Annotated in this window: 23 protein-coding genes and 1 pseudogene; 13 read left to right on the forward strand and 11 right to left on the reverse strand. The window is 64.1% G+C overall.

Annotated elements, in window-relative coordinates; genetic code table 11:
* Positions 1-27 precede the first annotated feature (27 nt).
* Genes lptB through lptC form a run of 3 tightly spaced genes read right to left on the reverse strand, consistent with a single transcriptional unit; the run spans position 28 to position 2,127 of the window.
* A complete protein-coding gene (gene lptB / locus LB577_RS15780) occupies positions 28-846 on the reverse strand; it encodes an LPS export ABC transporter ATP-binding protein (protein ID WP_023764053.1) in 819 nt (272 codons plus the stop codon).
* Positions 846-1,427: an LptA/OstA family protein gene (locus tag LB577_RS15785; protein ID WP_023764052.1), complete on the reverse strand. Its 582-nt coding sequence runs from the start codon at positions 1,425-1,427 to the stop codon at positions 846-848. Before LB577_RS15785 ends, lptB begins: the two co-directional genes overlap by 1 nt.
* The gene (gene lptC, locus LB577_RS15790) at positions 1,414-2,127 is read right to left on the reverse strand and encodes an LPS export ABC transporter periplasmic protein LptC (protein WP_023764051.1); all 714 of its coding nucleotides are present in this window, start codon (positions 2,125-2,127) and stop codon (positions 1,414-1,416) included. The genes LB577_RS15785 and lptC overlap by 14 nt, the downstream gene beginning before the upstream one ends.
* 357 nt (positions 2,128-2,484) lie before the next feature.
* Between lptC and sppA the strand changes: the two genes are divergently transcribed.
* From sppA to LB577_RS15810, 4 genes are all read left to right on the forward strand, one after another.
* Positions 2,485-3,441 (forward strand): signal peptide peptidase SppA, encoded by a 957-nt coding sequence (sppA, locus tag LB577_RS15795; RefSeq protein WP_224687401.1) that lies wholly within the window; start codon positions 2,485-2,487, stop codon positions 3,439-3,441.
* An 80-nt stretch (positions 3,442-3,521) separates the two neighbouring features.
* Positions 3,522-3,806 carry an integration host factor subunit beta gene (locus LB577_RS15800; protein ID WP_006200394.1) on the forward strand — a complete coding sequence of 95 codons (285 nt, stop codon included), beginning with the start codon at positions 3,522-3,524 and terminating at the stop codon, positions 3,804-3,806.
* A gap of 36 nt (positions 3,807-3,842) precedes the next feature.
* Positions 3,843-4,175, forward strand: coding sequence for a DUF1049 domain-containing protein (locus LB577_RS15805; protein ID WP_224687402.1), 333 nt, complete (start codon positions 3,843-3,845; stop codon positions 4,173-4,175).
* Between the two features lie 37 nt (positions 4,176-4,212).
* Positions 4,213-5,178 (forward strand): ornithine cyclodeaminase family protein, encoded by a 966-nt coding sequence (locus tag LB577_RS15810; protein ID WP_224687403.1) that lies wholly within the window; start codon positions 4,213-4,215, stop codon positions 5,176-5,178.
* On the opposite strand, the gene LB577_RS15815 is transcribed toward LB577_RS15810, so the two are convergent.
* The 3 genes and pseudogenes from LB577_RS15815 to LB577_RS15825 all read right to left on the reverse strand — a co-directional run bounded on the left by LB577_RS15815 (position 5,175) and on the right by LB577_RS15825 (position 6,756).
* Complete coding sequence (locus LB577_RS15815) at positions 5,175-5,615, reverse strand: EVE domain-containing protein (protein ID WP_224687404.1); 441 nt, start codon at positions 5,613-5,615, stop codon at positions 5,175-5,177. The genes LB577_RS15810 and LB577_RS15815 overlap by 4 nt on opposite strands.
* Positions 5,612-5,992: a VOC family protein gene (locus LB577_RS15820; RefSeq protein ID WP_224687405.1), complete on the reverse strand. Its 381-nt coding sequence runs from the start codon at positions 5,990-5,992 to the stop codon at positions 5,612-5,614. Before LB577_RS15820 ends, LB577_RS15815 begins: the two co-directional genes overlap by 4 nt.
* A gap of 73 nt (positions 5,993-6,065) precedes the next feature.
* Positions 6,066-6,756 (reverse strand): annotated as a pseudogene (locus LB577_RS15825) (helix-turn-helix transcriptional regulator).
* 99 nt (positions 6,757-6,855) lie between these two features.
* On the opposite strand from LB577_RS15825, the gene LB577_RS15830 reads away from it, so the two are divergent.
* The 7 genes from LB577_RS15830 to LB577_RS15860 all read left to right on the forward strand — a co-directional run bounded on the left by LB577_RS15830 (position 6,856) and on the right by LB577_RS15860 (position 14,589).
* Positions 6,856-7,344, forward strand: a complete 489-nt coding sequence (locus LB577_RS15830; RefSeq protein WP_224687406.1) for a DUF1772 domain-containing protein — start codon at positions 6,856-6,858, stop codon at positions 7,342-7,344.
* Positions 7,345-7,432: 88 nt separating this feature from the next.
* Positions 7,433-8,524, forward strand: coding sequence for a class I SAM-dependent rRNA methyltransferase (locus LB577_RS15835; RefSeq protein ID WP_224687407.1), 1,092 nt, complete (start codon positions 7,433-7,435; stop codon positions 8,522-8,524).
* Between the two features lie 17 nt (positions 8,525-8,541).
* On the forward strand, positions 8,542-9,399 hold the full coding sequence (locus LB577_RS15840; protein WP_224687408.1) for a TrmH family RNA methyltransferase: 858 nt from the start codon (positions 8,542-8,544) through the stop codon (positions 9,397-9,399).
* Between the two features lie 13 nt (positions 9,400-9,412).
* A complete protein-coding gene (gene lspA / locus LB577_RS15845; RefSeq protein WP_224687409.1) occupies positions 9,413-9,940 on the forward strand; it encodes a signal peptidase II in 528 nt (175 codons plus the stop codon).
* 57 nt (positions 9,941-9,997) lie between these two features.
* The gene (locus LB577_RS15850; RefSeq protein WP_224687410.1) at positions 9,998-10,987 is read left to right on the forward strand and encodes an MDR family oxidoreductase; all 990 of its coding nucleotides are present in this window, start codon (positions 9,998-10,000) and stop codon (positions 10,985-10,987) included.
* Between the two features lie 269 nt (positions 10,988-11,256).
* Entirely contained in the window at positions 11,257-13,428 is a 2,172-nt protein-coding gene (locus tag LB577_RS15855) for a response regulator (RefSeq protein WP_411969280.1), read from the forward strand.
* 285 nt (positions 13,429-13,713) lie between these two features.
* Positions 13,714-14,589: a GNAT family N-acetyltransferase gene (locus LB577_RS15860; RefSeq protein WP_023764038.1), complete on the forward strand. Its 876-nt coding sequence runs from the start codon at positions 13,714-13,716 to the stop codon at positions 14,587-14,589.
* A 77-nt stretch (positions 14,590-14,666) separates the two neighbouring features.
* Here LB577_RS15860 and LB577_RS15865 read toward each other — a convergent pair whose 3' ends face one another.
* Positions 14,667-15,299, reverse strand: coding sequence for a trimeric intracellular cation channel family protein (locus LB577_RS15865; protein WP_023764037.1), 633 nt, complete (start codon positions 15,297-15,299; stop codon positions 14,667-14,669).
* 127 nt (positions 15,300-15,426) lie between these two features.
* Complete coding sequence (grpE, locus tag LB577_RS15870) at positions 15,427-16,059, reverse strand: nucleotide exchange factor GrpE (protein WP_023764036.1); 633 nt, start codon at positions 16,057-16,059, stop codon at positions 15,427-15,429.
* Between the two features lie 237 nt (positions 16,060-16,296).
* On the opposite strand from grpE, the gene LB577_RS15875 reads away from it, so the two are divergent.
* Together LB577_RS15875 and LB577_RS15880 are read left to right on the forward strand one after the other, a co-directional pair.
* Positions 16,297-16,500, forward strand: a complete 204-nt coding sequence (locus LB577_RS15875) for a NepR family anti-sigma factor (RefSeq protein ID WP_224687411.1) — start codon at positions 16,297-16,299, stop codon at positions 16,498-16,500.
* A 207-nt stretch (positions 16,501-16,707) separates the two neighbouring features.
* Complete coding sequence (locus tag LB577_RS15880) at positions 16,708-17,730, forward strand: fatty acid desaturase (protein ID WP_023779253.1); 1,023 nt, start codon at positions 16,708-16,710, stop codon at positions 17,728-17,730.
* A gap of 124 nt (positions 17,731-17,854) precedes the next feature.
* Here the strand turns inward: LB577_RS15880 and LB577_RS15885 are convergent, their stop codons facing one another.
* The 3 genes from LB577_RS15885 to LB577_RS15895 form a co-directional block, all read right to left on the reverse strand.
* Entirely contained in the window at positions 17,855-18,475 is a 621-nt protein-coding gene (locus LB577_RS15885) for a DJ-1/PfpI family protein (RefSeq protein WP_013892983.1), read from the reverse strand.
* A 193-nt stretch (positions 18,476-18,668) separates the two neighbouring features.
* Complete coding sequence (locus tag LB577_RS15890; RefSeq protein ID WP_224687412.1) at positions 18,669-20,276, reverse strand: GMC family oxidoreductase; 1,608 nt, start codon at positions 20,274-20,276, stop codon at positions 18,669-18,671.
* A 95-nt stretch (positions 20,277-20,371) separates the two neighbouring features.
* Complete coding sequence (locus tag LB577_RS15895) at positions 20,372-20,905, reverse strand: DUF934 domain-containing protein (protein WP_224687413.1); 534 nt, start codon at positions 20,903-20,905, stop codon at positions 20,372-20,374.
* Positions 20,906-20,996: the final 91 nt, after the last annotated feature.

Genomic DNA, 20,996 nt, shown 5'->3' on the forward strand with positions numbered 1-20,996 from the left:
TGGCGTTTCCGTGAAACGGTGAACGGCCTACAGCGTAAAACCCTCACCGAGATAAAGCCGCCGCACGTCGGGGTTTGCCACCACTTCGTCGGCCCGGCCATGGGTCAGCACCTGGCCGGCGTGGATGATGTAGGCGCGGTCGATCAGGCCGAGCGTCTCACGCACATTGTGGTCGGTGATCAGCACGCCGATGCCGCGCGCCGTCAGGTGGCGCACCAGCTGCTGGATGTCGGCGACGGCGATCGGATCGATACCGGCAAAGGGCTCGTCGAGCAGCATGTAGGCCGGGCGCGTCGCCAGAGCGCGCGCGATTTCCAGGCGCCGCCGCTCGCCGCCCGACAGCGACATGGATGGCGCCTTGCGCAGGTGGCTGATGTGGAATTCCTCGAGCAGTTCGTCCAGGTTGCGCTCGCGCACCTTGCGGTCCTTCTCGACCACTTCCAGCACGGCGCGGATATTCTGCTCGACGTTGAGGCCACGGAAAATCGACGCTTCCTGGGGCAGATAACCGATGCCGAGGCGGGCGCGGCGGTACATCGGCATCGAGGTGACGTCGAAGCCGTCGATCTCGATCGTGCCTTCATCGACCGGCACCAAGCCGGTGACCATGTAGAAGCAGGTGGTCTTGCCGGCGCCGTTGGGGCCGAGCAGCCCCACAGCCTCGCCGGCACGCACGCCAAGCGTGACGCCACTGACGACCTTGCGGCCCTTGTAGCTCTTGGTCAGACCCTTGGCGATCAAGGTCCCCTTGAACTTCGCCTTGTCGACATTGATCGTGGCCGGAGCCGAAAGCTTAGCTGCGGCTCGTCCCGGAAGACGTGCCGTCAGCGACGACAGGCTGGCCATCAGGGGTTCGTCGCTCCCGATTTCGGCGGCGGCGTGATCGACATCACGACGCGCTTCCCGGCGCATGGATCGACCTGGGCAAGCCCGGTTTTCATCTGCACGACCAGTTTGCAGCCGACCAGGACGTTGTCGTTTTGCGAGAGCACCACCTTCTGACCCGAAAGCACCAGAACCTGGCTCTTCATGTCGAAGCTGCCTTGATCGGCGGTCGCGACCTGCGCATCCGACTTGATGTAAACCTTGTCGGAAATCTCCAGGTGATCGATGTTGGCCGAGCCGGTCATCGCCGCGCCCGCGGCTTCCGTGCCCTTGGCGGCGGCGTTGGCATCCTTGACGTAATAGACCGTCATCTTGCCGGCCTTCATCAGCGTCGGCCCCTGGACGACGCTGACATTGCCCGTGAAGATGGCGACACTGTCGGCCTGGCGGACTTCCAGCTTGTCGCTTTCGATCTGGATCGGCTTGTCGCCGGACAGTTTCAGGCCTGATTGGGTGGTCGACTGCGCCAACGACGGTGCCAAGCCCAGCAGGAGCAGCGCTGACGTTGCGGCCACCAGCCGTGTCGAACTATTGAGCCACATTCGCTTCTTCGCCCTTTGCCTCAGCCGCCTTCAGAGCGGCGGGATCGATGTTGACGCGCACTTTGTTCTCGAACACCAGGATCTTGCCATTGTCCTGGACCGACATCGAATCCGCCGTGATCTGCGACCCGCCACGGCTGACATCGACGGGATCGTCCGTCTTCATAGTGCCTTTGCCCATGTCGAGGAAGACCGATTTGAACTTGGCTTGCAAGCCGTCTGTCGTGGTGATCGTGACATCGCTGTTCAGTTTCATCGTATTGCCATCGCGATCGTAGGTGCCGTGCGAGGCTTTGACCGCCGCGACATTGTCGGACGCGATCGGCACCTTGGCGTCTATGCCCTCAAGCTCGATGATGCCTTGCGTGCTGACGTCCTGTATCGCCCGCAGGGCCGTCATCGAATAAGGTTGCTTCAGCTTGGTGAACCCGTTGAGCTTGGGATTGGCCATCACCAGCTTGCCATTCGAAAAGGCGGTACCTTCCGCCTGTACGGCGACGGAAACGGGTGCGGCGAGATAGGAATAGACCGGGAAGGCGACGGCGATCAGCGCCGCGGCCAAGGGCAGGGCGAATTTGAGCACCCGCACGCGGCGCGAATGACGCTGGGCACGGTCGAACGCATCGCCCCGCGTCTGGTCATCCGCCGGGGGCGCCAACTCCGCCTCGGGACTGGTCGGCTCAATCGGTCGCGCTAACATGACTGCTTTCTTCTAAAACCCTGCCCCCACGGAGCACCGCCTATAGGTGGTACGCCAGCGCTCTCAAGCAAGCACAAGCCCACGAAAACCGCAAAAATGTGACAGCTGTCGTTGTACAAACGAAAACGAGGTCAGCACAACAGCCGCTGCTTCATAGCAGAAATAGACGCCCTTGCGTCGTTTTTTCATGACTGGCGCCCCTCGGCTCATCTTGCGTGCGTTGCCCGGGCCGTCCACAAAACCGACCGCATGGGAAACGCCGTGCGCGGATTGCCGCGCCGTAAGAGGACGGAACTGCTTCCCGATAGAGACATCATGGTCTAAAAGCGTCTCTTCCCGCCGACTGTGAGGCTGACCATGGCACTAAGAGCCGACGACCTGATCGACCGCCGCCGTTTGCGGCGCAAGCTGACATTCTGGCGTGTCGCGGCCATCGGCATCGTGGCCCTCGGGGTGATTGCGCTGTCGTCCTGGCTTTATGGCGACGATTTCGGCGGCGCGACGGTCGACCATATCGCCAAGGTCAGGATCGAGGGCACCATCACCGAGGACGACGAACTGATCAAGCGGCTGGAAACCATCCGCCAGTCGTCGAAGGTGAAGGGCGTGATCCTCGCGATCGATTCGCCCGGCGGCACCACCGTCGGCGGTGAATCGATCTACGAGGAGGTGCGCAAGCTGGCCGCCGACAAGCCTGTCGTGGCCGAGGTCGGCACGCTCGCCGCTTCGGCGGGCTACATGATCGCCAGTGCCGCCGATCACATCGTCGCCCGCAAGACCTCGATCGTCGGCTCGATCGGCGTGCTGATCCAGTATCCTGACGTCAGCGGCATGATGGACAAGCTCGGCGTCAAGCTGGAAGAGGTGAAATCCTCGCCGCTGAAGGCCTCGCCCTCGCCCTTCAAGCCGACCAATGACGATGAGCGCGCCATGGTCCGCAAGCTTATCCTCGATAGCTACGACTGGTTCGTCGGCATCGTTGCCGAGCGCCGCAAGATGACCCATGAGCAAGCGCTGGCGCTGGCCGACGGTTCGATCTTCACCGGCCGCCAGGGCGTCGCCAACGGACTGATCGACGCTGTCGGCGGCGAGACCGTGGCGATCGACTGGCTGGCGACCAAGGGGGTCGATGCCAAACTCAAGGTGGTCGAGTGGAAGGAGACAGAACGGCGCGGCGGCTTCCTGTGGTCAAAAGCCATGGTGAAAACGGTCGGCAGCGCGCTCGGCCTGCCCGATTCCGGCGGCGACATCATCCATGAACTTGGCGCCGACCGCTTGTTTCTTGACGGTCTCGTTTCCGTCTGGCACCCTTGAGCGCCGTTTGGGACAGCCGAAAAAGCAAATAAAATCATCCTCATAATTTTGACCGCAGTACTTTCACGGGGACCCGTCTGATGATCAAGTCCGAACTTGTGCAGATTATTGCCACGCGCAATCCGCATCTTTTCCTGCGCGACGTCGAAAACATCGTCGGCGCGATCTTCGATGAGATCACCGACGCGCTTGCCGAAGGCAACCGGGTCGAGCTGCGGGGCTTCGGTGCGTTTTCGGTGAAAAACCGCCCTGCCCGCACCGGCCGCAATCCGCGCACCGGCGAATCCGTCGAGGTCGAGGAGAAGTGGGTGCCGTTCTTCAAGACCGGCAAGGAACTGCGGGAAAGGCTGAACGGCGGCAAGTAGGCGCCGCGTCAGCGCCAGCTTCCGACGGAAAACACAATGCTCAATCGTTTCATGTTCATCGTGGTCTTCGTGCCTCTCGCGATCATCCTGATCGCGCTCGCCGTCGCCAACCGCGAACTCGTCGCCTTCACGCTGGACCCGTTCAACCCAGGCAATCCAAAGCTGACGCTGAGCTTGCCTCTGTTCATTTTCCTGTTTGCGGCTCTCGCCATCGGCATGATCGTCGGCAGCCTCGCGACCTGGGTCAAGCAGGGCCGCTACCGCAAGCTGGCGCGCCAGCGCGGCGTCGAGGCCGAAAACCTGCGCCAGGCGGTCAGCCGCGCGCCGGCGGCACCACAGGGGCCTGTGCTGCCCAAGCCGACGGCTTGAACCGCTGCTCGCCGTCTTTCGTTCAACGGAGCCTTTCATGCTGACCATTTCGGCCGCCGAGGTCGACCGTGCGCTGACCTTTCCTGGATTGGTCGAGACATTGCGCACGGCGTTTCGCGAGGGCGCGGTGCAGCCGGTCAGGCATCATCACGCGGTCGAGCGGCCGGACGGCGCGGCCTCGACCTTGCTGCTGATGCCGGCATGGACCGATTTCAACGCCGCCGGCACCTCGGCCGGCGGTCACATCGGCGTCAAGATCGTCACCGTCTCGCCCGACAACAATGCCGTCGGCAAGCCCGCTGTGATGGGGCTCTATCTCTTGCTCGAAGGCGCCACCGGCGAACCGGAAGCCTTGATCGACGGCCAGCGGCTGACCCAGTGGCGCACGGCCTGTGCTTCGGCGTTGGCGGCGTCCTACCTCGCCCGCGACGATGCCGCGCGGCTGCTCGTGGTCGGCGCCGGAGCGCTGTCGCCCTTCCTCGCCAAGGCCCATTCGGCGGTACGGCCGATAAAAACCATCCGCATCTGGAACCGCACGCCGGCCAACGCCGAGAAAGTCGCGGCCGGTCTGCGCGCCGAGGGCTTCGCGGCCAGCGCCGCGACTGATCTCGATGCCGAACTCGGGCAGGCCGACATTATCTCCTCGGCGACAATCACCACCACGCCGCTCATCAAAGGCGCATTGCTGCGGCCAGGAACCCATGTCGACCTGGTCGGCGGCTTCACGCCGACCATGCGCGAGAGCGACGACGACGCCATCGTGCGCGCTCGCGTCTATGTCGACACCCGCGCCGGCGCCACCAAGGAGGCCGGCGACATCGTCCAGCCACTGGCCTCGGGCGTGCTGAAGCCGGAAGCCATCGTCGCCGATTTGCACGAACTGGCGCGCGGCCAGGGGAAAGGCCGCGAAAGCGCCGGCGAAATCACGCTGTTCAAATCGGTCGGCGCCGCGCTCGAGGATCTTGCCGCCGGCATTGCCGTCTACGAGGCGCTGAAGGGCTAGCTTGACGCTGGCACCGCCAGTTTGGCGCCCATCGCCCCGGCGATCAGCGCGAAGTCGGCCGCGCTGATCGGGAACAGGCCAAAGCGCAGCTGATACCCCCAATTCGATTTGCCGACGGTGAAGTCCAGCCTGTCGAGCAACGGCTTGATCGGCGTTTCCTCGGCCCTTGCCCAGTCGACATCGCGGCGGAACGGCGTGAAGCCGCCGCCCATCTCGCCTTGATAGGGTTCGCCTTCCCGCACCGTGCCGATCGCCGTGAATGATTGCAGGCCGTCTTTCTCGCCCAGAACGGTGGTCGGCGAATAATAGACGATGCCGTCGCCGGGCCTGACGCGGCGCAGGGGTGCCGCCTTGCCGTGGTTGACCTGCATGAAGCCGCCCTGGCGACCGCGCCGGACATGTTGCGCCGAAGCCACCGCAATCCAATGCGCGCTCATTTTTGTTCCCCGTCGGACAGCCAGTAGACACGTAGGCGATGATTGTCGGGATCGAGCGCGACGAATGTGCGGCCAAAATCCATGTCCGTCGGCGCCTGCAGGATATTCAGGCCGCGTCCGGACCAATCGGCATGGGCGGCGTCGACCGCCTCAGGCGTATCGAGCGCAAAGACGATCTCGGCGCCGCCACCGGCCGCGTCCGCCGCCGGCTCCACCGTATGCCGCGACCAGAGGCCGAGCTTGAAGCCGTTGTCGAGCACGAACAGCACGAAGGTGGGCGCGCTCTCCACCGGCTCGCGCCCTAGCAGCGTACTGTAGAAGGCGCCGCTCCGCAGCGGCTGGTCGACATAGAGGATAACGAAATTGGGGGTCGCCATATCTGTTCTCCAGGGCTGAGCGTTTTATGTGCCCTGTATAGGATGACATACTGTCAGATTCTGGCAGCAGCGTTCATGGACCACGCGGTTGGTCGAGCGTGGCCCGCCATTCCTTCAGCAGCGCCTGCCGGCGGCGCGGGTAGCGCATGTCGATTGCCTTCAGCTCGGCAATACGGTCGGCGCGAAAATGGCGGAAATCCTGCCGCATCTCGCACCACGCCACCACCACCCGCACCTTGTCGAAGAAGCCGAGCGCAAACGGCCAGACCACGCGCTCGGAAGCGGCGCCACCGGCGTCGCGATAGAGGAAGCCGAGCTTGCGTTCGTTGCGGATGGCCTGCCGCACGATGCCGAGATCGATGCCCTCGATGATTGCTGCGGGTGGCCCGACAAGCAGCGTCGAGGCATCGAGGCCCTGGCGCAGATCGTCCGGCAGCACCGCGGCGATCTTGGCCAGCGCATTGCCGGCCGCGGCCGAGAGACGCCGGTCCGGTTGCTTTGCGACCCAGCGCGAGCCGAGCACGATGGCCTCGATCTCCTCGTCGCTGAACATCAGCGGCGGCAGCATGAAACCGGGCTTGAGCACATAACCGACACCTGCCTCGCCCTCGATCGGCGCCCCCTGCCCCTGCAGCGTGGCGATGTCGCGGTAGAGCGTGCGGATCGAAAATCCCGAGTTCGGCGGCCAGCACATGTCCGCTCACCGGCCGGCGATGCCGGCGCAGGCACTGGATGAGGTCGAGGAGACGTTCGGAGCGGGACATGATGCTGCAATCCGGTGCTGCCGGACGATAGGGCTACCGCGCTTTCGACGGCAAGCGATTTGACCTGGAACACCTTCGGCATCCCTCCGTTATCCGGCAATGACGGAGATCCGCGGCTTCCTGTTGTTCTGGTGTGCCCTGACCGCCACCATCGCGGCGCTCAGCCTTGGACCGTCCTTCGCCCATGTCCTGGAATCGGTCCCTCGACTGACCAAATGGTCGCCATCCCTCTGGCGCGAAACCACCGTTTTCAACGGCCAATTCCTGCTGTTCGCGGTCATCGGCGCTCCCCTGGACGTGGCTGCGATTGCCTGTCCGGGGCTTCTGGCATGGCTGCTGCGTGCCGATCGTCCGGCCTTCTGGTTCGTGCTGGCCGCCGCCGTGCTTTATGCCGTCTCCCTGGCGATGTGGTCCATTCTGGTCAAACCGGCGAATGATGTTCTGGCCACATGGGTGCCCGGACCAATCCCTGACGACTTCGACGCCATCCGGCTGCGTTGGGAAACGGGTCATATGGTCGTCACCGGCATCAAGGCCGCCGGCTTCGTATCGCTGGTTGTCGGCCTGCTTTCGATCAGGCACGGCTGACCGGTTGGAGCCGTCGGCGATCGCCGTTTGTTGCGCACAGGGGTGAAGCTGTGGCAGAAGCGGGCCGAACCGCCGGAGATGCTGCTTCTTGAAGTCTTTTCGCGACAAACGCCGCGACGGCCGCCCGCACCAGCCGACGAAAAGTGGGGGCGCACAGCCGCGCCCGCCGGAGAACCGGCCGGCGGTCAAGGCAGACGCCAGGCCGCGCGACCAACACATCGTGAAACCGGACAACCAGCCCGAGCCGAAATCCGCGCCGCGCATCCTGGCCCGCCGCGACGGCGCCCTGCCCGCCGAGCAGCTTCCCGTGATCCTCGAAGTGGCGCCGAATGCCGATTATGCGCTGCTCGACAGCGGTACAGGCCAAAAACTCGAGCAGTACGGCCCCTACCGGATCGTGCGGCCGGAGGGCCAGGCCATCTGGCAAAAGGCCTTGCCCGCGAAGGACTGGGAGCGTGCCGACGCCGTCTTCACCGGCGACACCGACGAGGAAGGCATTGGCCGCTGGCGTTTTCCGAAGACGCCGCTCGGCGAAATCTGGCCGATGAAGCATGATGGTATCGACTATCTCGGCCGTTTCACCTCGTTTCGCCATGTCGGCGTCTTTCCCGAACAGGCCTCGCACTGGGACCATATGGCCGGGCTGATCGCGGCGTCCAAGCGTCCGGTCAAGGTGCTGAACCTGTTCGGCTACACGGGTCTTGCCTCACTGGTGGCGGCCCGCGCCGGCGCCGAGGTCACCCATGTCGACGCCTCGAAGAAAGCCATCGGCTGGGCGCGCGAAAACCAGGAGATGGCCGGGCTTGGCGGCAAGCCGATCCGCTGGATCGTCGACGACGCGGTGAAGTTCGCCGAGCGCGAGGAACGCCGCGGCAGCCGCTACGACATCGTGCTCTTCGATCCGCCAGCCTATGGTCGCGGCCCCAGGGGCGAGGTCTGGCAATTGTTCGAGGATTTACCGGCGCTCACCGATCTCTGCCGCTCGATCCTGACCCCAAAGCCGCTTGCCGTTGTGCTGACCGCCTATTCGATCCGAGCTTCCTTCTTCGCCATCCATGCCTTGATGCGCGATACGTTTGCCGGCATGGGCGGCAAGGTCGAGTCGGGCGAGTTGATCATCCGCGAAAAGTCCGCCGGCCGGGCACTTTCGACCTCACTGTTTTCGCGCTGGGTAGCCTGAATGCCCCGGAGTCCTGAATGAACGAACGGCATGCCGGCGCACCCGGGCAGGTTAAGGAAGTCACCAGCCTCGCCAATCCGCTGGTCAAGGACATCAAGGCGCTCGCCTTGAAGAAGTTCCGCGACCAGCAGAACGCCTTCATGGCCGAAGGACTGAAGCTAGTCATCGATGCACTCGACTTGGGCTGGCAGATCCGGACGCTTGTGTTCGCCAAGGCCGGACGCGGCAACCCCGCGGTGGAAAAGGTCGCTGCGCGCACGGTTGCCGCCGGCGGCACGGTGCTCGAAGTGTCGGAAAAGGTGCTTGTCGCCATCACCCGCCGCGACAATCCGCAAATGGTGGTCGGCGTCTTCTCGCAGAAATTCCTGGCCCTGAAAGATGTCCACGCCGACAATGGCGACGTCTGGGTGGCGCTCGACCGGGTGCGCGATCCCGGCAATCTCGGTACCGTCATCCGCACCGTCGACGCCGTCGGCGCCAAGGGTGTCATCCTGGTCGGCGACACCACCGATCCGTTTTCCGTGGAGACGGTGCGCGCCACCATGGGTTCGATCTTCGCCGTACCCGTCGCCAAGGCGACGACCGAGGCTTTCCTCTCCTGGCGCGGCGGCTTTTCAGGCCTCGTCGCCGGCACCCATCTCAAAGGCGCCGTCGACTACCGCTCGGTCGACTTTTCCCGCGGGCCGGTGCTCCTGATGATGGGCAACGAGCAGCAGGGCCTGCCCGAAAGCCTGGCGGCGAGTTGCGACAGGCTGCTCAGGATTCCCCAGGCTGGCCGCGCCGATTCGCTCAATCTCGCCGTCGCCACCGGCATCATGCTGTTCGAGATCCGGCGCGGCGCGCTGAAGCTCGAACCTGTCACCGACCAGCAGTGAAGGTTGCCTGCCCATGAGATCATGGTCCCCCTATGCACTGCTCGCCGTCATCGCTATAGCGCTCGACCAGTGGGTAAAACACCTGGTCGAGACCGGCCTGCCGTTTCAGGAAAAGCTCGATCTCTTGCCGTTCCTGGCGCTGTTTCGCACCTACAACACCGGTATCGCCTTCTCGATGTTCTCCTCCCTCGGCGATACCGGCCTCGTGGTCATCGCCGTGTTGGTCGTCGCTTTCGTGCTCTATCTCGCCACGCACACGCCATCGGGCCATGTCATCGCCCGCACCGGCTTTGCCCTGATCATCGGCGGAGCGCTGGGCAATCTGATCGATCGCGCCGTCTACGGCCACGTCATCGATTACATCCTGTTTCACACCCCGGTCTGGTCCTTCGCCGTCTTCAACCTCGCCGACGCCTTCATTTCCGTGGGCGCGGCATTGGTCGTCTTCGATGAGCTCATCGGCTGGCGACGCGAGCCCAAGCCTTCTGACGCCAAGCCTTCTGACGCCAAGCCTTCGAACGCCAAGCCTTCCAAGGATTGACCGCGCGCGGCCATCGCCGCACAGTCCACACCGCCAAGCAAGCTCGCGGAGAAGAAGATGCCCGAAACCTTCAAAGCCATCCTCGTTTCGCGCGACGCCGACAAGAAGCAGTCGGTAGCCGTGACAAATCTCACCGACGCCGACCTGATGGACGGCGACGTCACCGTCGCGGTGGAAGCAACGACGGTGAATTACAAGGACGGACTGGCCATTACGGGCAAGGCGCCGGTGATCCGCCGCTGGCCGCTGGTGCCGGGCATCGATCTCTCCGGCACCGTCGTCTCGTCTTCCCATTCCGGCTGGCGCAAGGGAGACAAGGTGATCTTGAACGGCTGGGGCGTCGGCGAAACGCATTTCGGCGCCTATGCGGGACGCGCCCGCGTCAACGGCGACTGGCTGGTGCCGCTGCCGGAAGGCATGAGCCCGCATGATGCGATGGCGGTCGGCACCGCCGGCTACACCGCCATGCTCTGCGTCATCGCGCTGGAGCGGCACGGCATCCTGCCCGATCGTGGCCCGGTGGTGGTCACGGGTGCCGCCGGTGGCGTGGGTTCCGTCGCGGTCTCCATCCTGTCCAGCCTCGGCTACCATGTCATTGCCTCGACCGGCCGCAATGCCGAAAGCCCCTATTTGATCAACCTTGGCGCGGCCGAGGTGATCTCGCGCGACGAGCTCAACCAGCCCGCCAAGCCGCTGGCCAAGGAACGCTGGGCCGGCGGCATCGATGCGGTCGGCAGCCACACGCTGGCCAATGTGCTGTCGATGACCTCCTATGGAGGCGCGGTCGCCGCCTGCGGCCTGGCCGGCGGCATGGATCTGCCGTCGAGCGTGGCCCCCTTCATCCTGCGCGGCGTTTCCCTGCTCGGCATCGATTCGGTGATGGCGCCGAAGGCGGTGCGTCTCGAGGCCTGGCGGCGCATCGGCGCCGATCTCGATCTGCAGAAACTCGCCAGCCTGTCCACGACCATCGGCTTCGACGGCATCATCGATGCCGCGCGCGACATCGTCGACGGCAAGATCCGCGGGCGCGTCGTCGTCGACATGTGACCTGCCTGACAGGCCTGCGGGCGGCCCGAATCGGCCAAATCCGGTGGCAAATCCGCCGCTGTCGCGACAAAAACGCCTAACCGCTAAAATTCGAACGATCCGCCGCAATTTTCCATAATCTCTGTCTGGCAAGGGTTTCGCATGATCGCGGAATCCGGCAGCCAACAGGCGGATATTGGCGACGACGTCGACGCGCTTGCCGCGCCGGCGCCGGGGGGGGGGGGGGGGGGCGGTTCATCGCCGCGCCACCGCTGGTGCCCGAGCAGCAATTGGCCGGGGGGGAAGGCCTGCCGCTCGTGACCTTCTTTGCCATCGTCGTGCTGGCGGGCCTCGCGCATCTGACTGGGGCTCCGATCTTCATCAGCCTCGCTCTGCTGGCAACCGGCCTCGCCGGCCTTGCCATGCACCTGCAAGCCAGGCGCAGCGTTCACCGCACCGCGGTGATGCTCGACGAGACCAGCGCCCGCAGCCGCGCCGAGATCGAGACGCTGGCCGACCGCATGTGGGAAATGCAGGAAAGCGAAGAGCGCTTTCGCGGTCTCATCGACGCACTTGGCGACCTCGTCATCCATCGCGACCGCGATGGCTACATCGTCTATGCCAACAAGGTGTTCGCCGACCTCGTCGAAACCGATCAGCGCGACCTTGCCGGCAAGACGCTGGCCGAACTCGGCATCGAGGTCGGCATCGTTCCCGATGCCGCCTTTTCCGACCATGAATGCCTGAGTTCCACCGATGTCGCCATCCGCACGCCGAGCGGCCCGCGCTGGTTCTCGTGGATCGAACTGTCGGTGCGCGACAAGGACAGCGGAGCGGCTTCGCATCGCGCGATCGCCCGCGACATCACCGCCCGCAAGCGCGCTGAATCCTCGCTGATCACCGCGCGCGAGCGGGCCGAATACGCAAGCCAGGCCAAATCGCGCTTCCTCGCCACCGTCAGCCATGAAATCCGCACGCCGATGAACGGCATCATGGGCATGGCCAGGCTGCTCGCCGACACCAGCCTGTCGCCGGAGCAGCAGACTTATGTCGGCGCAATCTCGACATCGGCCAGCGCCTTGCTCGCCCTGATCGAGGACCTGCTCGATTATTCCAAGATCGAGGCCGGGCGCTTCGATCCCGAGCCACAGCCGATGTCGGTGCGTGAGATTGCCGACAACATCATCGAACTCCTCGCTGCGCGCGCCTTCGCCAAGGATATCGGCCTGGGCTGCCACGTCGAACCGGATGTGCCGCAGATGATCACCGCCGATCCGGGCAGGGTCAGGCAGGTGCTGCTCAACCTCATCGGCAACGCCATCAAGTTCACCGACGGCGGCGGCGTGCTGGTCAGCGTCGCGCGCGCCCGCACCGAGACCACAGATCGCATCTGCTTCACCATCGCCGATACCGGCCCCGGCCTGCGCGACGAGGATATGGAGCGCATCTTCGAGGAGTTCGAGCAGGCCGACGGCACCTCGACGCGCACGCATGGCGGGGCCGGCCTGGGACTTGCCATCTCCAAGCGTCTGGTGGCTGCCATGGGCGGCACGATCTCGGTCTCCAGCCGGCTTGGTCAGGGATCGGAATTCGTCTTCGAAATTCCCGCCACAGCGGCCACCGAGGCGCCGCAGGGCCGGCTCGACGCGCTTGCCGGCAGGCGCGCTGTGATCCTGTCCAGGAACGCCGTCGAGGCCGATGCCATCGCCCGCACCATCCGCGCCAGTGGCGGCACGGCCAGCATCGCCACCACTGTCGCGCAGGCCGCGCCCTTCGCTCACGGCTGCGACGTGCTTCTGGTCGACGCGGCCATGGAAGAGAGCGACGGAAGGCTGCTCAAGCGGTTGCGCCAAAGCGGCTTCTCCGATTGCGAGGCCATCACGCTGATCGCACCGACCGACCGCGGCATGCTGGGCGAATTCCGCGCCAGCGGCTACACGACCTTCCTTGCCCGGCCGGTGCGCGGGGGAACACTTTTGCGTGTCCTCTTGAGCAGCCATGCGCCGGCACTTGCCCACCCGCAGCCGGAAAAGCGTCGCACACCCGCGCTGCGTGCCTCGAGTGACCGCCAGCAGGGCCTGTCGGTGCTGATCGCCGAGGACAACGACATCAATGCCATGCTGGCCCGTGCCACGCTGTTGAAGGCTGGGCATCGCGTCCAGGTGGTCGGCAATGGCAAGGCAGCGGTCGAGGCCGTCACCAGCGCCGGGCACAAGCACCGCTTCGACGTGGTACTGATGGATCTGCATATGCCGGTCATGGATGGGCTGGACGCCATTGCCGCGATCCGCCGCCATGAGGAGGAGACATCCGCGCCGCCCGTGCCGATCATGGTGCTGTCGGCCGATAGCCAGGAAAAGACCCGCCATGCCGTGCTTGCCCACGGCGCCAGCGGTTTCGTCACCAAGCCGCTCGATCCCGACGCCCTGGTCAACGCCGTCGAGGGCCAGGTCGCCGCTTGAGCCGGCTTTTTCCGGCACGTGGCTGATCCATTTGCCCAAAAGTGGGCCTTGGTCTCGGAAAAACGACATGCATGAAAACAAGGCCTGGAGCGCGTTGCCCGAACCCGCGCGGGCGCGCCGCGCCTCGAGTTTCCTCACCTAACGTAGCCGGTTGACCGTTTTCGCCAGCCGACGAAGTATTGCCCGCGACGTCGTATCACGGTACTGTCACAATCCTGTTGCACCTACACCGTATCCCCGTGCCAAGAGGGATGGCTCGAAGGAGAATCACTCGTGCATACAGTTATGCCGGAATGTGACACTCGGCCGAACGCCAGCAGCGCCTTGCTTGCCGGACGTAATGTCGATTCCGTCATAAAGGGCGCAGCACTCGGTCGAATCGGCAATCTCGAAGTGCGGCTGGCTCGCAACGAGGCCGAGATCGCGGCCGCGCAGGAAGTGCGTTACCGGGTGTTTTACGACGAGCTTGGCGCCAGGAAAGATCTGTTCCAGGCGCAGGATCGCCGTGACGCCGACCGGTTCGATCCGCTCTGCGATCATCTGCTTGTCTTCGACAATTCAATTTCCGGCCCCGAGCATCGCCGCATCGTCGGCACCTATCGCCTGCTGCGGCAAGAAATCGCGGCTGCCGCCGGAGGCTTCTATTCCGAAGGCGAATTCGAACTGACCAAGCTCATCGCCCGTCACCCTGGCCAACGTTTTCTCGAGCTCGGCCGTTCCTGCGTTTTGCCCGAATACCGCTCGAAGCGCACCATCGAGGCGCTCTGGCAAGGCATCTGGGCCTACATCAATCACTACGAAATCGGCGTGATGACCGGCTGCGCTTCCTTCCAGGGCACCGTGCCGGCGGCGCATGCCGAGGCGCTCACCTATCTCTCCCATCATTGCCGTACGAACTCGGCCTGGGACGTGCGCGCGGTGACCGGGCGCTATTGTTCCATGGACCTGATGCCGATCGAGGCGGTCAATGCCAAGGCAGCGATCGCGGCGATGCCGCCTTTGGTCAAGGGCTACCTCCGCGTCGGTGCTCGCATCGGCGACGGCTGCGTCATCGACCGCGAGTTCTCGACGGTCGACGTCTTCGTAGTGATGCCGGTCAAGGAGATCGGTGCCCGCTACGTCAACTACTATGGCGGGGAAGCCCAGCGCTTTGCCGCGTGAGGCACTAGGCAGTAGGCAAGACGTCACGAGTCACGCTCCTCTCGCTACTCACTACTGACTAGTCCCTACTGCCTCTCTTACGGAATATCCTCAGGCCGCCGGCCGGGCCGGCTCTTGTAGGACGGAAATGCCCAGCCGAAACGAAGCGCACCGCCACGCACCGCGAGCGCCACGGCGAAGCCGGCCAAGCCTGAGACAAACTGCGGCAGTCCGGCGACGTCGCCCAGTGTGAAGATGGCGGCGCCCGCCAGAGCAGCCGTGACGTAGATCTCTGGCTTCAGCAGCACCGATGGCTCACCGGCCAGGAGATCGCGCAATATGCCGCCGAAGGTCGCGGTCAGCATGCCGGTGATGATGGAAACCACCGGCGAACCGGTGATAGCCAGGCCCTTTGCCGCGCCCATCACCGAAAAGGCGGCCAGCCCGATGGCATCGAGCCACAGCAGCAGTCTGTAGCGGGATTCGACGCGGTGCGCGGTGAAGAACACCAGGATCGCCACCACCGCGCAGATCAGCACATAATCGCGGTTTCCCACCCAGAACACAGGCACATTGAGGATGAGATCGCGAAACGTGCCGCCCCCGATGCCGGTGACGCTGGCCAGGAACAGGAAACCGATGACATCGAGCTGCTTGCGCGACGCAGCCAACGCCCCCGTCGCCGCAAAAACGGCAATGCCGGCATAGTCGAGAAGGGCGATGGGATGCATGGAAGGCCAGGCAGTAGGGGAGTAGGGGAGTAGGGGAGTATGTTTAGCACGAAGCCGCACCGTCGGCGGGACTCCCTTTTTCCCTTTTTCCCTACTGCCCTACTGCCTTACTCCCCTACTGCCTTGATCACGCATCCTTCTCAGCCTGCTCGTTGACCGGCCCCGGCTCGACCGGCGCCTCGGCGGCGACTTTCGGGCCGCCCTTGGCGACGCCGACCATGGCCGGCCGCAGCACGCGCTCGCCGATCGAATAGCCCGGCTGCACGACCTGGACCACCGTGTTGGCCGGGACATCGGGATTGGGCACTTCGAACATCGCCTGATGGAAATTGGGATCGAATTTCTCGCCTTCCGGAGTCAATTTCTTGACCCCGTGCCGTTCCAGCGCCGACAGCATGGCGCGCTCGGTGAGGTCGACGCCTTCGATCAGCGCCTTGAAGCCGGCGTCGCCCGACGCCTTGGCCTCGGCCGGAATGGCGTCCAGCGCGCGGCGCAGATTGTCCGACACCGACAGCATGTCGCGGGCGAAATTCGCCACCGCATAGGTCCGCGCGTCGTGCACGTCGCGCGCGGTGCGGCGACGCAGGTTTTCCATCTCGGCCGCGACGCGCAGCGCGCGGTCCTTCAGCTCTTCATTTTCCTTCAGCAATCGCACAAGCGCTTCATAGTCGCCGTCGATGCTGCCTTCCGTGCGCTCGGCACTGGCCTCGGCCGCCTCGGCTTCGCTGGGCGCGCGTTCGTCTTTTGCCTGGTCGCTCATCGCCGTTTCCCGTCATTTCGAATGGTTTGGATTTTGTGCCCGATATCGAGGTTTGGCGCTCAAAAATCAAGAGGTAAGCGACTGTGAGGGCCTTCGGCCGGACCCAACGCGGCCGATGGCAATACTTCGATTTTAATTCAAACTTTACCGTACTTGCCGGCTTTGCTTGCCACAAGCGCGTGATGCGGGAACCATTCGCTTGCTGGAGGAGTTTCGGAGCCGACACAGGATTTTGAAATGATGACCCGCAGCAAGGCTGAAAACGAAGAACGGCTCGCCACGGAGGTCAGGCGCCAAGTCGGTGCCAAGACGATGACGCGTTTTCTGCGCACCTTGCCGGCCTTCCGCATCGAAGCCGACATTCCCGACCGCTTCAAGGATTTGCTTGACCGCCTCGATCGGGTCGCCGGGAGCCCTTCAGGCAGCAGCGGGCGCCAGTAGCGACGCATCTGCGAGGCTGGCCTCCAGCCACGACGCGCACGAATTTGACTCCTCAAATGTCCACGGCCTTGCCGTCTCGGCATCGAAAACAGGTTCAACTTGGTGTAGCGCCACGGCACGGAATTGATCCATCGCGCGACGATTACGCACAGTAATTTCGCGTGATCTTTGTCTTGCGGTGGCGGAACGTGCCGCCTATGGTTCCTGATGAACATGATTTCCCCTGAGGCCGCGGCCAACAGCAAGCGCGCCTGGCTCAAAATCCTGGCGCGCTACAAGAAGCCCGACCGGCGGCGCAGCACACTTGAACTCGCCATCACCCTCATTCCGTTCGCCACGCTCTGGGCGCTCTCTTCGGCTGCCTATGCCTATGGCCATTGGTGGGGACTGATCCTCATCCTTCCCGCGGCCGGGTTCCTGGTGCGGATCTTCATGATCCAGCACGATTGCGGCCATGGCTCCTTCTTCGCCAATCGCTACGCCGACGACTGGATCGGCCGGGCGCTGGGCATTCTGACCTTGACGCCCTATGACTGCTGGCGGCGCGCCCACGCCGTGCATCATGCCAGCGCCGGCAATCTCGACGAGCGCGGCATGGGAGACATCAGGACGCTGACCGTTACCGAATACCGGCAACTGTCATGGCGAGGCCGCCTGGCCTATCGTCTCTATCGCCATCCCCTCGTGATGTTCGGCCTGGGGCCGATCTGGCTGTTCATCTTCGAGCAAAGGCTGCCTGTCGGCATGATGCGCGGCGGCCTGACACCCTGGGTGTCGTCGATGACCACCAATCTCGGCATTGCGCTTGCCGCGGCCATCCTCATCTGGTTCGTCGGCCCCGGCGCCTTCCTGGTGGTCCATCTGCCGATCGTCATCCTCGCCGGTTCGGCCGGCATCTGGCTATTCTATGTCCAGCATCAGTTCGAGGAGACGGAATGGGCGAAGGATTCCGAATGGGAATTCCAGCATGCCGCCTTGCACGGGTCATCCTACTACGACTTGCCGCGGGTGCTGAACTGGTTCACCGGCAACATCGGCGTCCACCACGTCCACCACCTCTCCGCCAAAGTGCCCGGATACCGGCTGCAGGAAGTGCTGCGCGACTATCCGGAGCTGCGTGGCATCGGCCGCGTCACGCTGATCGAGAGCCTGCGCTGCGTCAAACTGGCATTGTGGGATGAAAGCCGCCGCAAGCTGGTGTCGTTCCGCGAGGCACGGGCAGCGGCCTAACCAATTCCAGGAAGAGTGTGACGGTTCCCCGGGGAAAAGCGCGTAGCGCTTTCCCGTCGGGAATTGCGTCAAGACAAGGAGTAGAACCGCCGCGCCTTGGGCGCGACGGCTGGCAGCGTCCGGATCAGGCCGCCTGGCGTTCGTCGCGCATCAGGATCTCGCCATGGCGGATTTCCGTGCCCAGCACCTTCAGGCATTCGCGGATGAAGTTGGACAGGCCCGGCCAGCCCTTGGCTGACACGAGATTGCCGTCGACATGGGCGCCGGTCGGCGCGACGTCGATGTAGATGCCGCCGGCCAGCGTCACTTCCGGCTCGCAATAGTGGAGTGCCGCGACTTCCCTGCCGCGCACAACGCCGTCGACGGCGATCAGGATCTGCACGCCGTGGCAGATGGTGAAAATCGGCTTGCCGGCCTCGTGGAAATGGCGCACCAGCGCCTGCACGCGCTTGTCGATGCGGATGTATTCCGGCCCGCGTCCGCCCGCCGCGTAGACGGCGTCGTATTTGGCCGGGTCCACCTCGGAAAACGTCTTGTTGAGGATATAGTCGTGGCCGAGCTTTTCCGTATAGGTCTGGTGGCCTTCGAAGTCGTGCAGCGAGGTCTTCAGGACGTCGCCCGCCTTCTTGTCCGGACAGACGACATGCACCGTGTGGCCGACGGCATGCATGGCCTGTTCAAAGACGAAAATCTCATACTCCTCGCTGAACTCGCCAACGAGCATCAATATCTTCTTGCCAGCCATTTCCGGTTCCTCCCTTGTGGCCATATTTATTTCGGATCACGAAATAATACCCATATCCTAAGGGCAGGACGGCGAAAGGGAAAGCACAAATCGCACAATTGGTACGACCAGTTGGCGTCGATACCTGCCCCCCCGGTCATTGAGCACTTCGCGGCAGAGGAAAACGGCGCCACTGGTTCGACCAGAGCTACAATCAGGCGGCCGTCTTGATCATGTCGGCGGCCTTTTCGGCGATCATGATGGTCGGCGCGTTGGTGTTGCCGCCGATCAGCGTCGGCATTACCGAAGCGTCGACGACACGCAAGGCTTGCATGCCGCGCACACGCAATTGCGGATCAACTACCGCCATATCGTCGACGCCCATCCTGCAGGTGCCCACGGGGTGATAGACGGTGTCGGCGCGAGCGCGGATATGGGCCATTAGTTCGGCATCACTCGAAGCCCCGGCGGTGTAGATCTCCTTGGCGCGGTATTTGGCCAGCGCTGGCGCTTCCAGGATGCCGCGCATCGTCCTGACGCCCTTGAGGAGCAGATGGGCGTCGCGTTCGTCGGACAGGAAGCGCGGATCGATGCGCGGTGGCGCCAACGGGTCCGGCGTCGACAGCCCGACCTCGCCGCGCGAATGCGGCCGCAGCACACAGACATGGCAGGAGAAGCCGTAGCCCATGTGCAGCTTGCGGCCATGATCATCGACGATGGCGATGCAAAAATGGAGTTGCAGGTCAGGGCGGTCGATCGCTGGGTCGGATTTGAGGAAGGCGCCGCCCTCCGCATAGGGCGTGGCGATCATGCCGCCGCCATCCTTGCGCCAGCGCAGCATATGCCGCAGCAAGCCAGGCAGACCGCGCAGCCCGATGCCCATCATGTCGGCATCCCTCGATGTCCAGCCCATGATGAAATCCAGATGATCCTGCAGGTTCTTGCCGACGCCAGGCAATTCATGGACCATCGGAATTCCGTGGGCGGCAAGCTCGACGGCTGGGCCTACTCCAGACAGCAACAACAGTTGCGGCGAGCCAAAGGCGCCGCCGCAGACGATGACCTCGCGCCTGGCTCGCGCAACGGCTTCGCTGTTGCCCTTGCGATAGCGCACGCCAGTGGCCCGCTTGCCGTCAAGGACAATGCCGGTGGCATGCGCTCCGGTGATGACCGTCAGGTTTGGCCGGCCGATCGCCGGATGCAGATAGGCCGCCGCCGCCGAACAGCGTTCGCCATTGCGGTCTCCGCCCCAGAATTGCGTGACCTGATAGAGTCCTGCTCCTTCCTGTTCCGGTCCATTGAAATCGTCATTGCGGCGGATCTGGTTTTCGCCGCAAGCCTCGACAAAGGCCCGGGAGAGCGCACGCGGCTCCTGCTGCTCGGCAACCCGCAGCGGCCCGTCATCGCCGTGCAAGGCATCGCTCCCCCGCTGGTTGCCTTCCGCGCGCCGAAAATACGGCAACACCTCGTCCCATGACCAGCCGTCGCAGCCGAAATTGGCCCACTCGTCATAGTCGCTGCGATGGCCCCTGACATAGAGCATGGCATTGATGGCGCTCGAGCCGCCAAGCGCTTTGCCGCGCGGCTGGTAGCCCTTGCGGCCGCCAAGACCTTGCTGCGGCACCGTCTCGAATGCCCAGTTGTGGATCTTCGGCCGGCCGGGCAACAGCGCGATGACGCCGGCCGGGGCGCGGATGAACAGGTTCCTGCCCTCGCCGCCGGCTTCGACCAGGCAGACCGTCTTCGATGGATCCTCGGAGAGACGCGCGGCAAGCGTGCAGCCCGCGGACCCGCCGCCGGCGATGACGTAGTCGAAAGTCATGATTCCCTCCTCCCACCCGGCGGATGTTTCCGTCCGGATAACCCAGAGAAGGCCCGATCAGAGCTGATGTAAAGACGTCGGCGATTACCGCAGCGTCAGCTGTTGCGAAGGCGCCGCCAGGAATATTTCGGACCCTTGGGTTCCTGCGCCTCGGCCGGCTGGTAGTAGAGCCCCAGGCCGCCGGTGCGGCCCTCCTCCAGGCGCTTCAACAGCACAGGGTTGGAGATCTCGAACTCGTCGAAGCCGAGGCGCAGCATATGCGGCAACTGGTCGACGAGGACCTGGCCGGTAGCGCGGACAGCGCCCTCGAAATCATAGCGCTCGCGCAGCAATTCTCCCTTGGAGAAGGAGCGGCCGTCGCTGAAGGCAGGAAACGCCAACGCCACCAGCGACAACTGGTCGAGCAGGTCGGCTATCTTCTCGAGCTGATCGCCGGGCTGCAGCACCACGCCGAGCCGTTCCTTGGCGGAGCGGCGCACCTCCGGATCGAGATCGAGGAATGCCTGCAGCGGCAGGATGAAGCGGCCATTGCCGGTGAGCGCGTCCGCGCTCTCGGCATGCGTCCATTCATCCTCGCGAAAACCATCCGGGGTCCAGAGCCGGGTGACCGGTGTCGTCGGTTCAGTCATCAAAAAAGTTCCTAAATATCCAAACGAGCCAAGGATGTGATGAGATTCAGGTCAGGCTGCGCCGAAAATGGCGGCTTCCGAGAACCGGAGC

Source organism: Mesorhizobium sp. B283B1A (genome assembly GCF_020165735.1).
Lineage (GTDB): Bacteria > Pseudomonadota > Alphaproteobacteria > Rhizobiales > Rhizobiaceae > Mesorhizobium > Mesorhizobium opportunistum.

Bases quoted from the DNA above. Each gene is read 5' to 3' on its own strand.
- lptB (WP_023764053.1), bottom strand. From the start codon at position 846: ATGGCCAGCCTGTCGTCGCTGACGGCACGTCTTCCGGGACGAGCCGCA.
- LB577_RS15785 (WP_023764052.1), bottom strand. From the start codon at position 1,427: ATGTGGCTCAATAGTTCGACACGGCTGGTGGCCGCAACGTCAGCGCTG.
- lptC (WP_023764051.1), bottom strand. From the start codon at position 2,127: ATGTTAGCGCGACCGATTGAGCCGACCAGTCCCGAGGCGGAGTTGGCG.
- sppA (WP_224687401.1), top strand. From the start codon at position 2,485: ATGGCACTAAGAGCCGACGACCTGATCGACCGCCGCCGTTTGCGGCGC.
- LB577_RS15800 (WP_006200394.1), top strand. From the start codon at position 3,522: ATGATCAAGTCCGAACTTGTGCAGATTATTGCCACGCGCAATCCGCAT.
- LB577_RS15805 (WP_224687402.1), top strand. From the start codon at position 3,843: ATGCTCAATCGTTTCATGTTCATCGTGGTCTTCGTGCCTCTCGCGATC.
- LB577_RS15810 (WP_224687403.1), top strand. From the start codon at position 4,213: ATGCTGACCATTTCGGCCGCCGAGGTCGACCGTGCGCTGACCTTTCCT.
- LB577_RS15815 (WP_224687404.1), bottom strand. From the start codon at position 5,615: ATGAGCGCGCATTGGATTGCGGTGGCTTCGGCGCAACATGTCCGGCGC.
- LB577_RS15820 (WP_224687405.1), bottom strand. From the start codon at position 5,992: ATGGCGACCCCCAATTTCGTTATCCTCTATGTCGACCAGCCGCTGCGG.
- LB577_RS15830 (WP_224687406.1), top strand. From the start codon at position 6,856: ATGACGGAGATCCGCGGCTTCCTGTTGTTCTGGTGTGCCCTGACCGCC.
- LB577_RS15840 (WP_224687408.1), top strand. From the start codon at position 8,542: ATGAACGAACGGCATGCCGGCGCACCCGGGCAGGTTAAGGAAGTCACC.
- lspA (WP_224687409.1), top strand. From the start codon at position 9,413: ATGAGATCATGGTCCCCCTATGCACTGCTCGCCGTCATCGCTATAGCG.
- LB577_RS15850 (WP_224687410.1), top strand. From the start codon at position 9,998: ATGCCCGAAACCTTCAAAGCCATCCTCGTTTCGCGCGACGCCGACAAG.
- LB577_RS15860 (WP_023764038.1), top strand. From the start codon at position 13,714: ATGCCGGAATGTGACACTCGGCCGAACGCCAGCAGCGCCTTGCTTGCC.
- LB577_RS15865 (WP_023764037.1), bottom strand. From the start codon at position 15,299: ATGCATCCCATCGCCCTTCTCGACTATGCCGGCATTGCCGTTTTTGCG.
- grpE (WP_023764036.1), bottom strand. From the start codon at position 16,059: ATGAGCGACCAGGCAAAAGACGAACGCGCGCCCAGCGAAGCCGAGGCG.
- LB577_RS15875 (WP_224687411.1), top strand. From the start codon at position 16,297: ATGATGACCCGCAGCAAGGCTGAAAACGAAGAACGGCTCGCCACGGAG.
- LB577_RS15880 (WP_023779253.1), top strand. From the start codon at position 16,708: ATGAACATGATTTCCCCTGAGGCCGCGGCCAACAGCAAGCGCGCCTGG.
- LB577_RS15885 (WP_013892983.1), bottom strand. From the start codon at position 18,475: ATGGCTGGCAAGAAGATATTGATGCTCGTTGGCGAGTTCAGCGAGGAG.
- LB577_RS15890 (WP_224687412.1), bottom strand. From the start codon at position 20,276: ATGACTTTCGACTACGTCATCGCCGGCGGCGGGTCCGCGGGCTGCACG.
- LB577_RS15895 (WP_224687413.1), bottom strand. From the start codon at position 20,905: ATGACTGAACCGACGACACCGGTCACCCGGCTCTGGACCCCGGATGGT.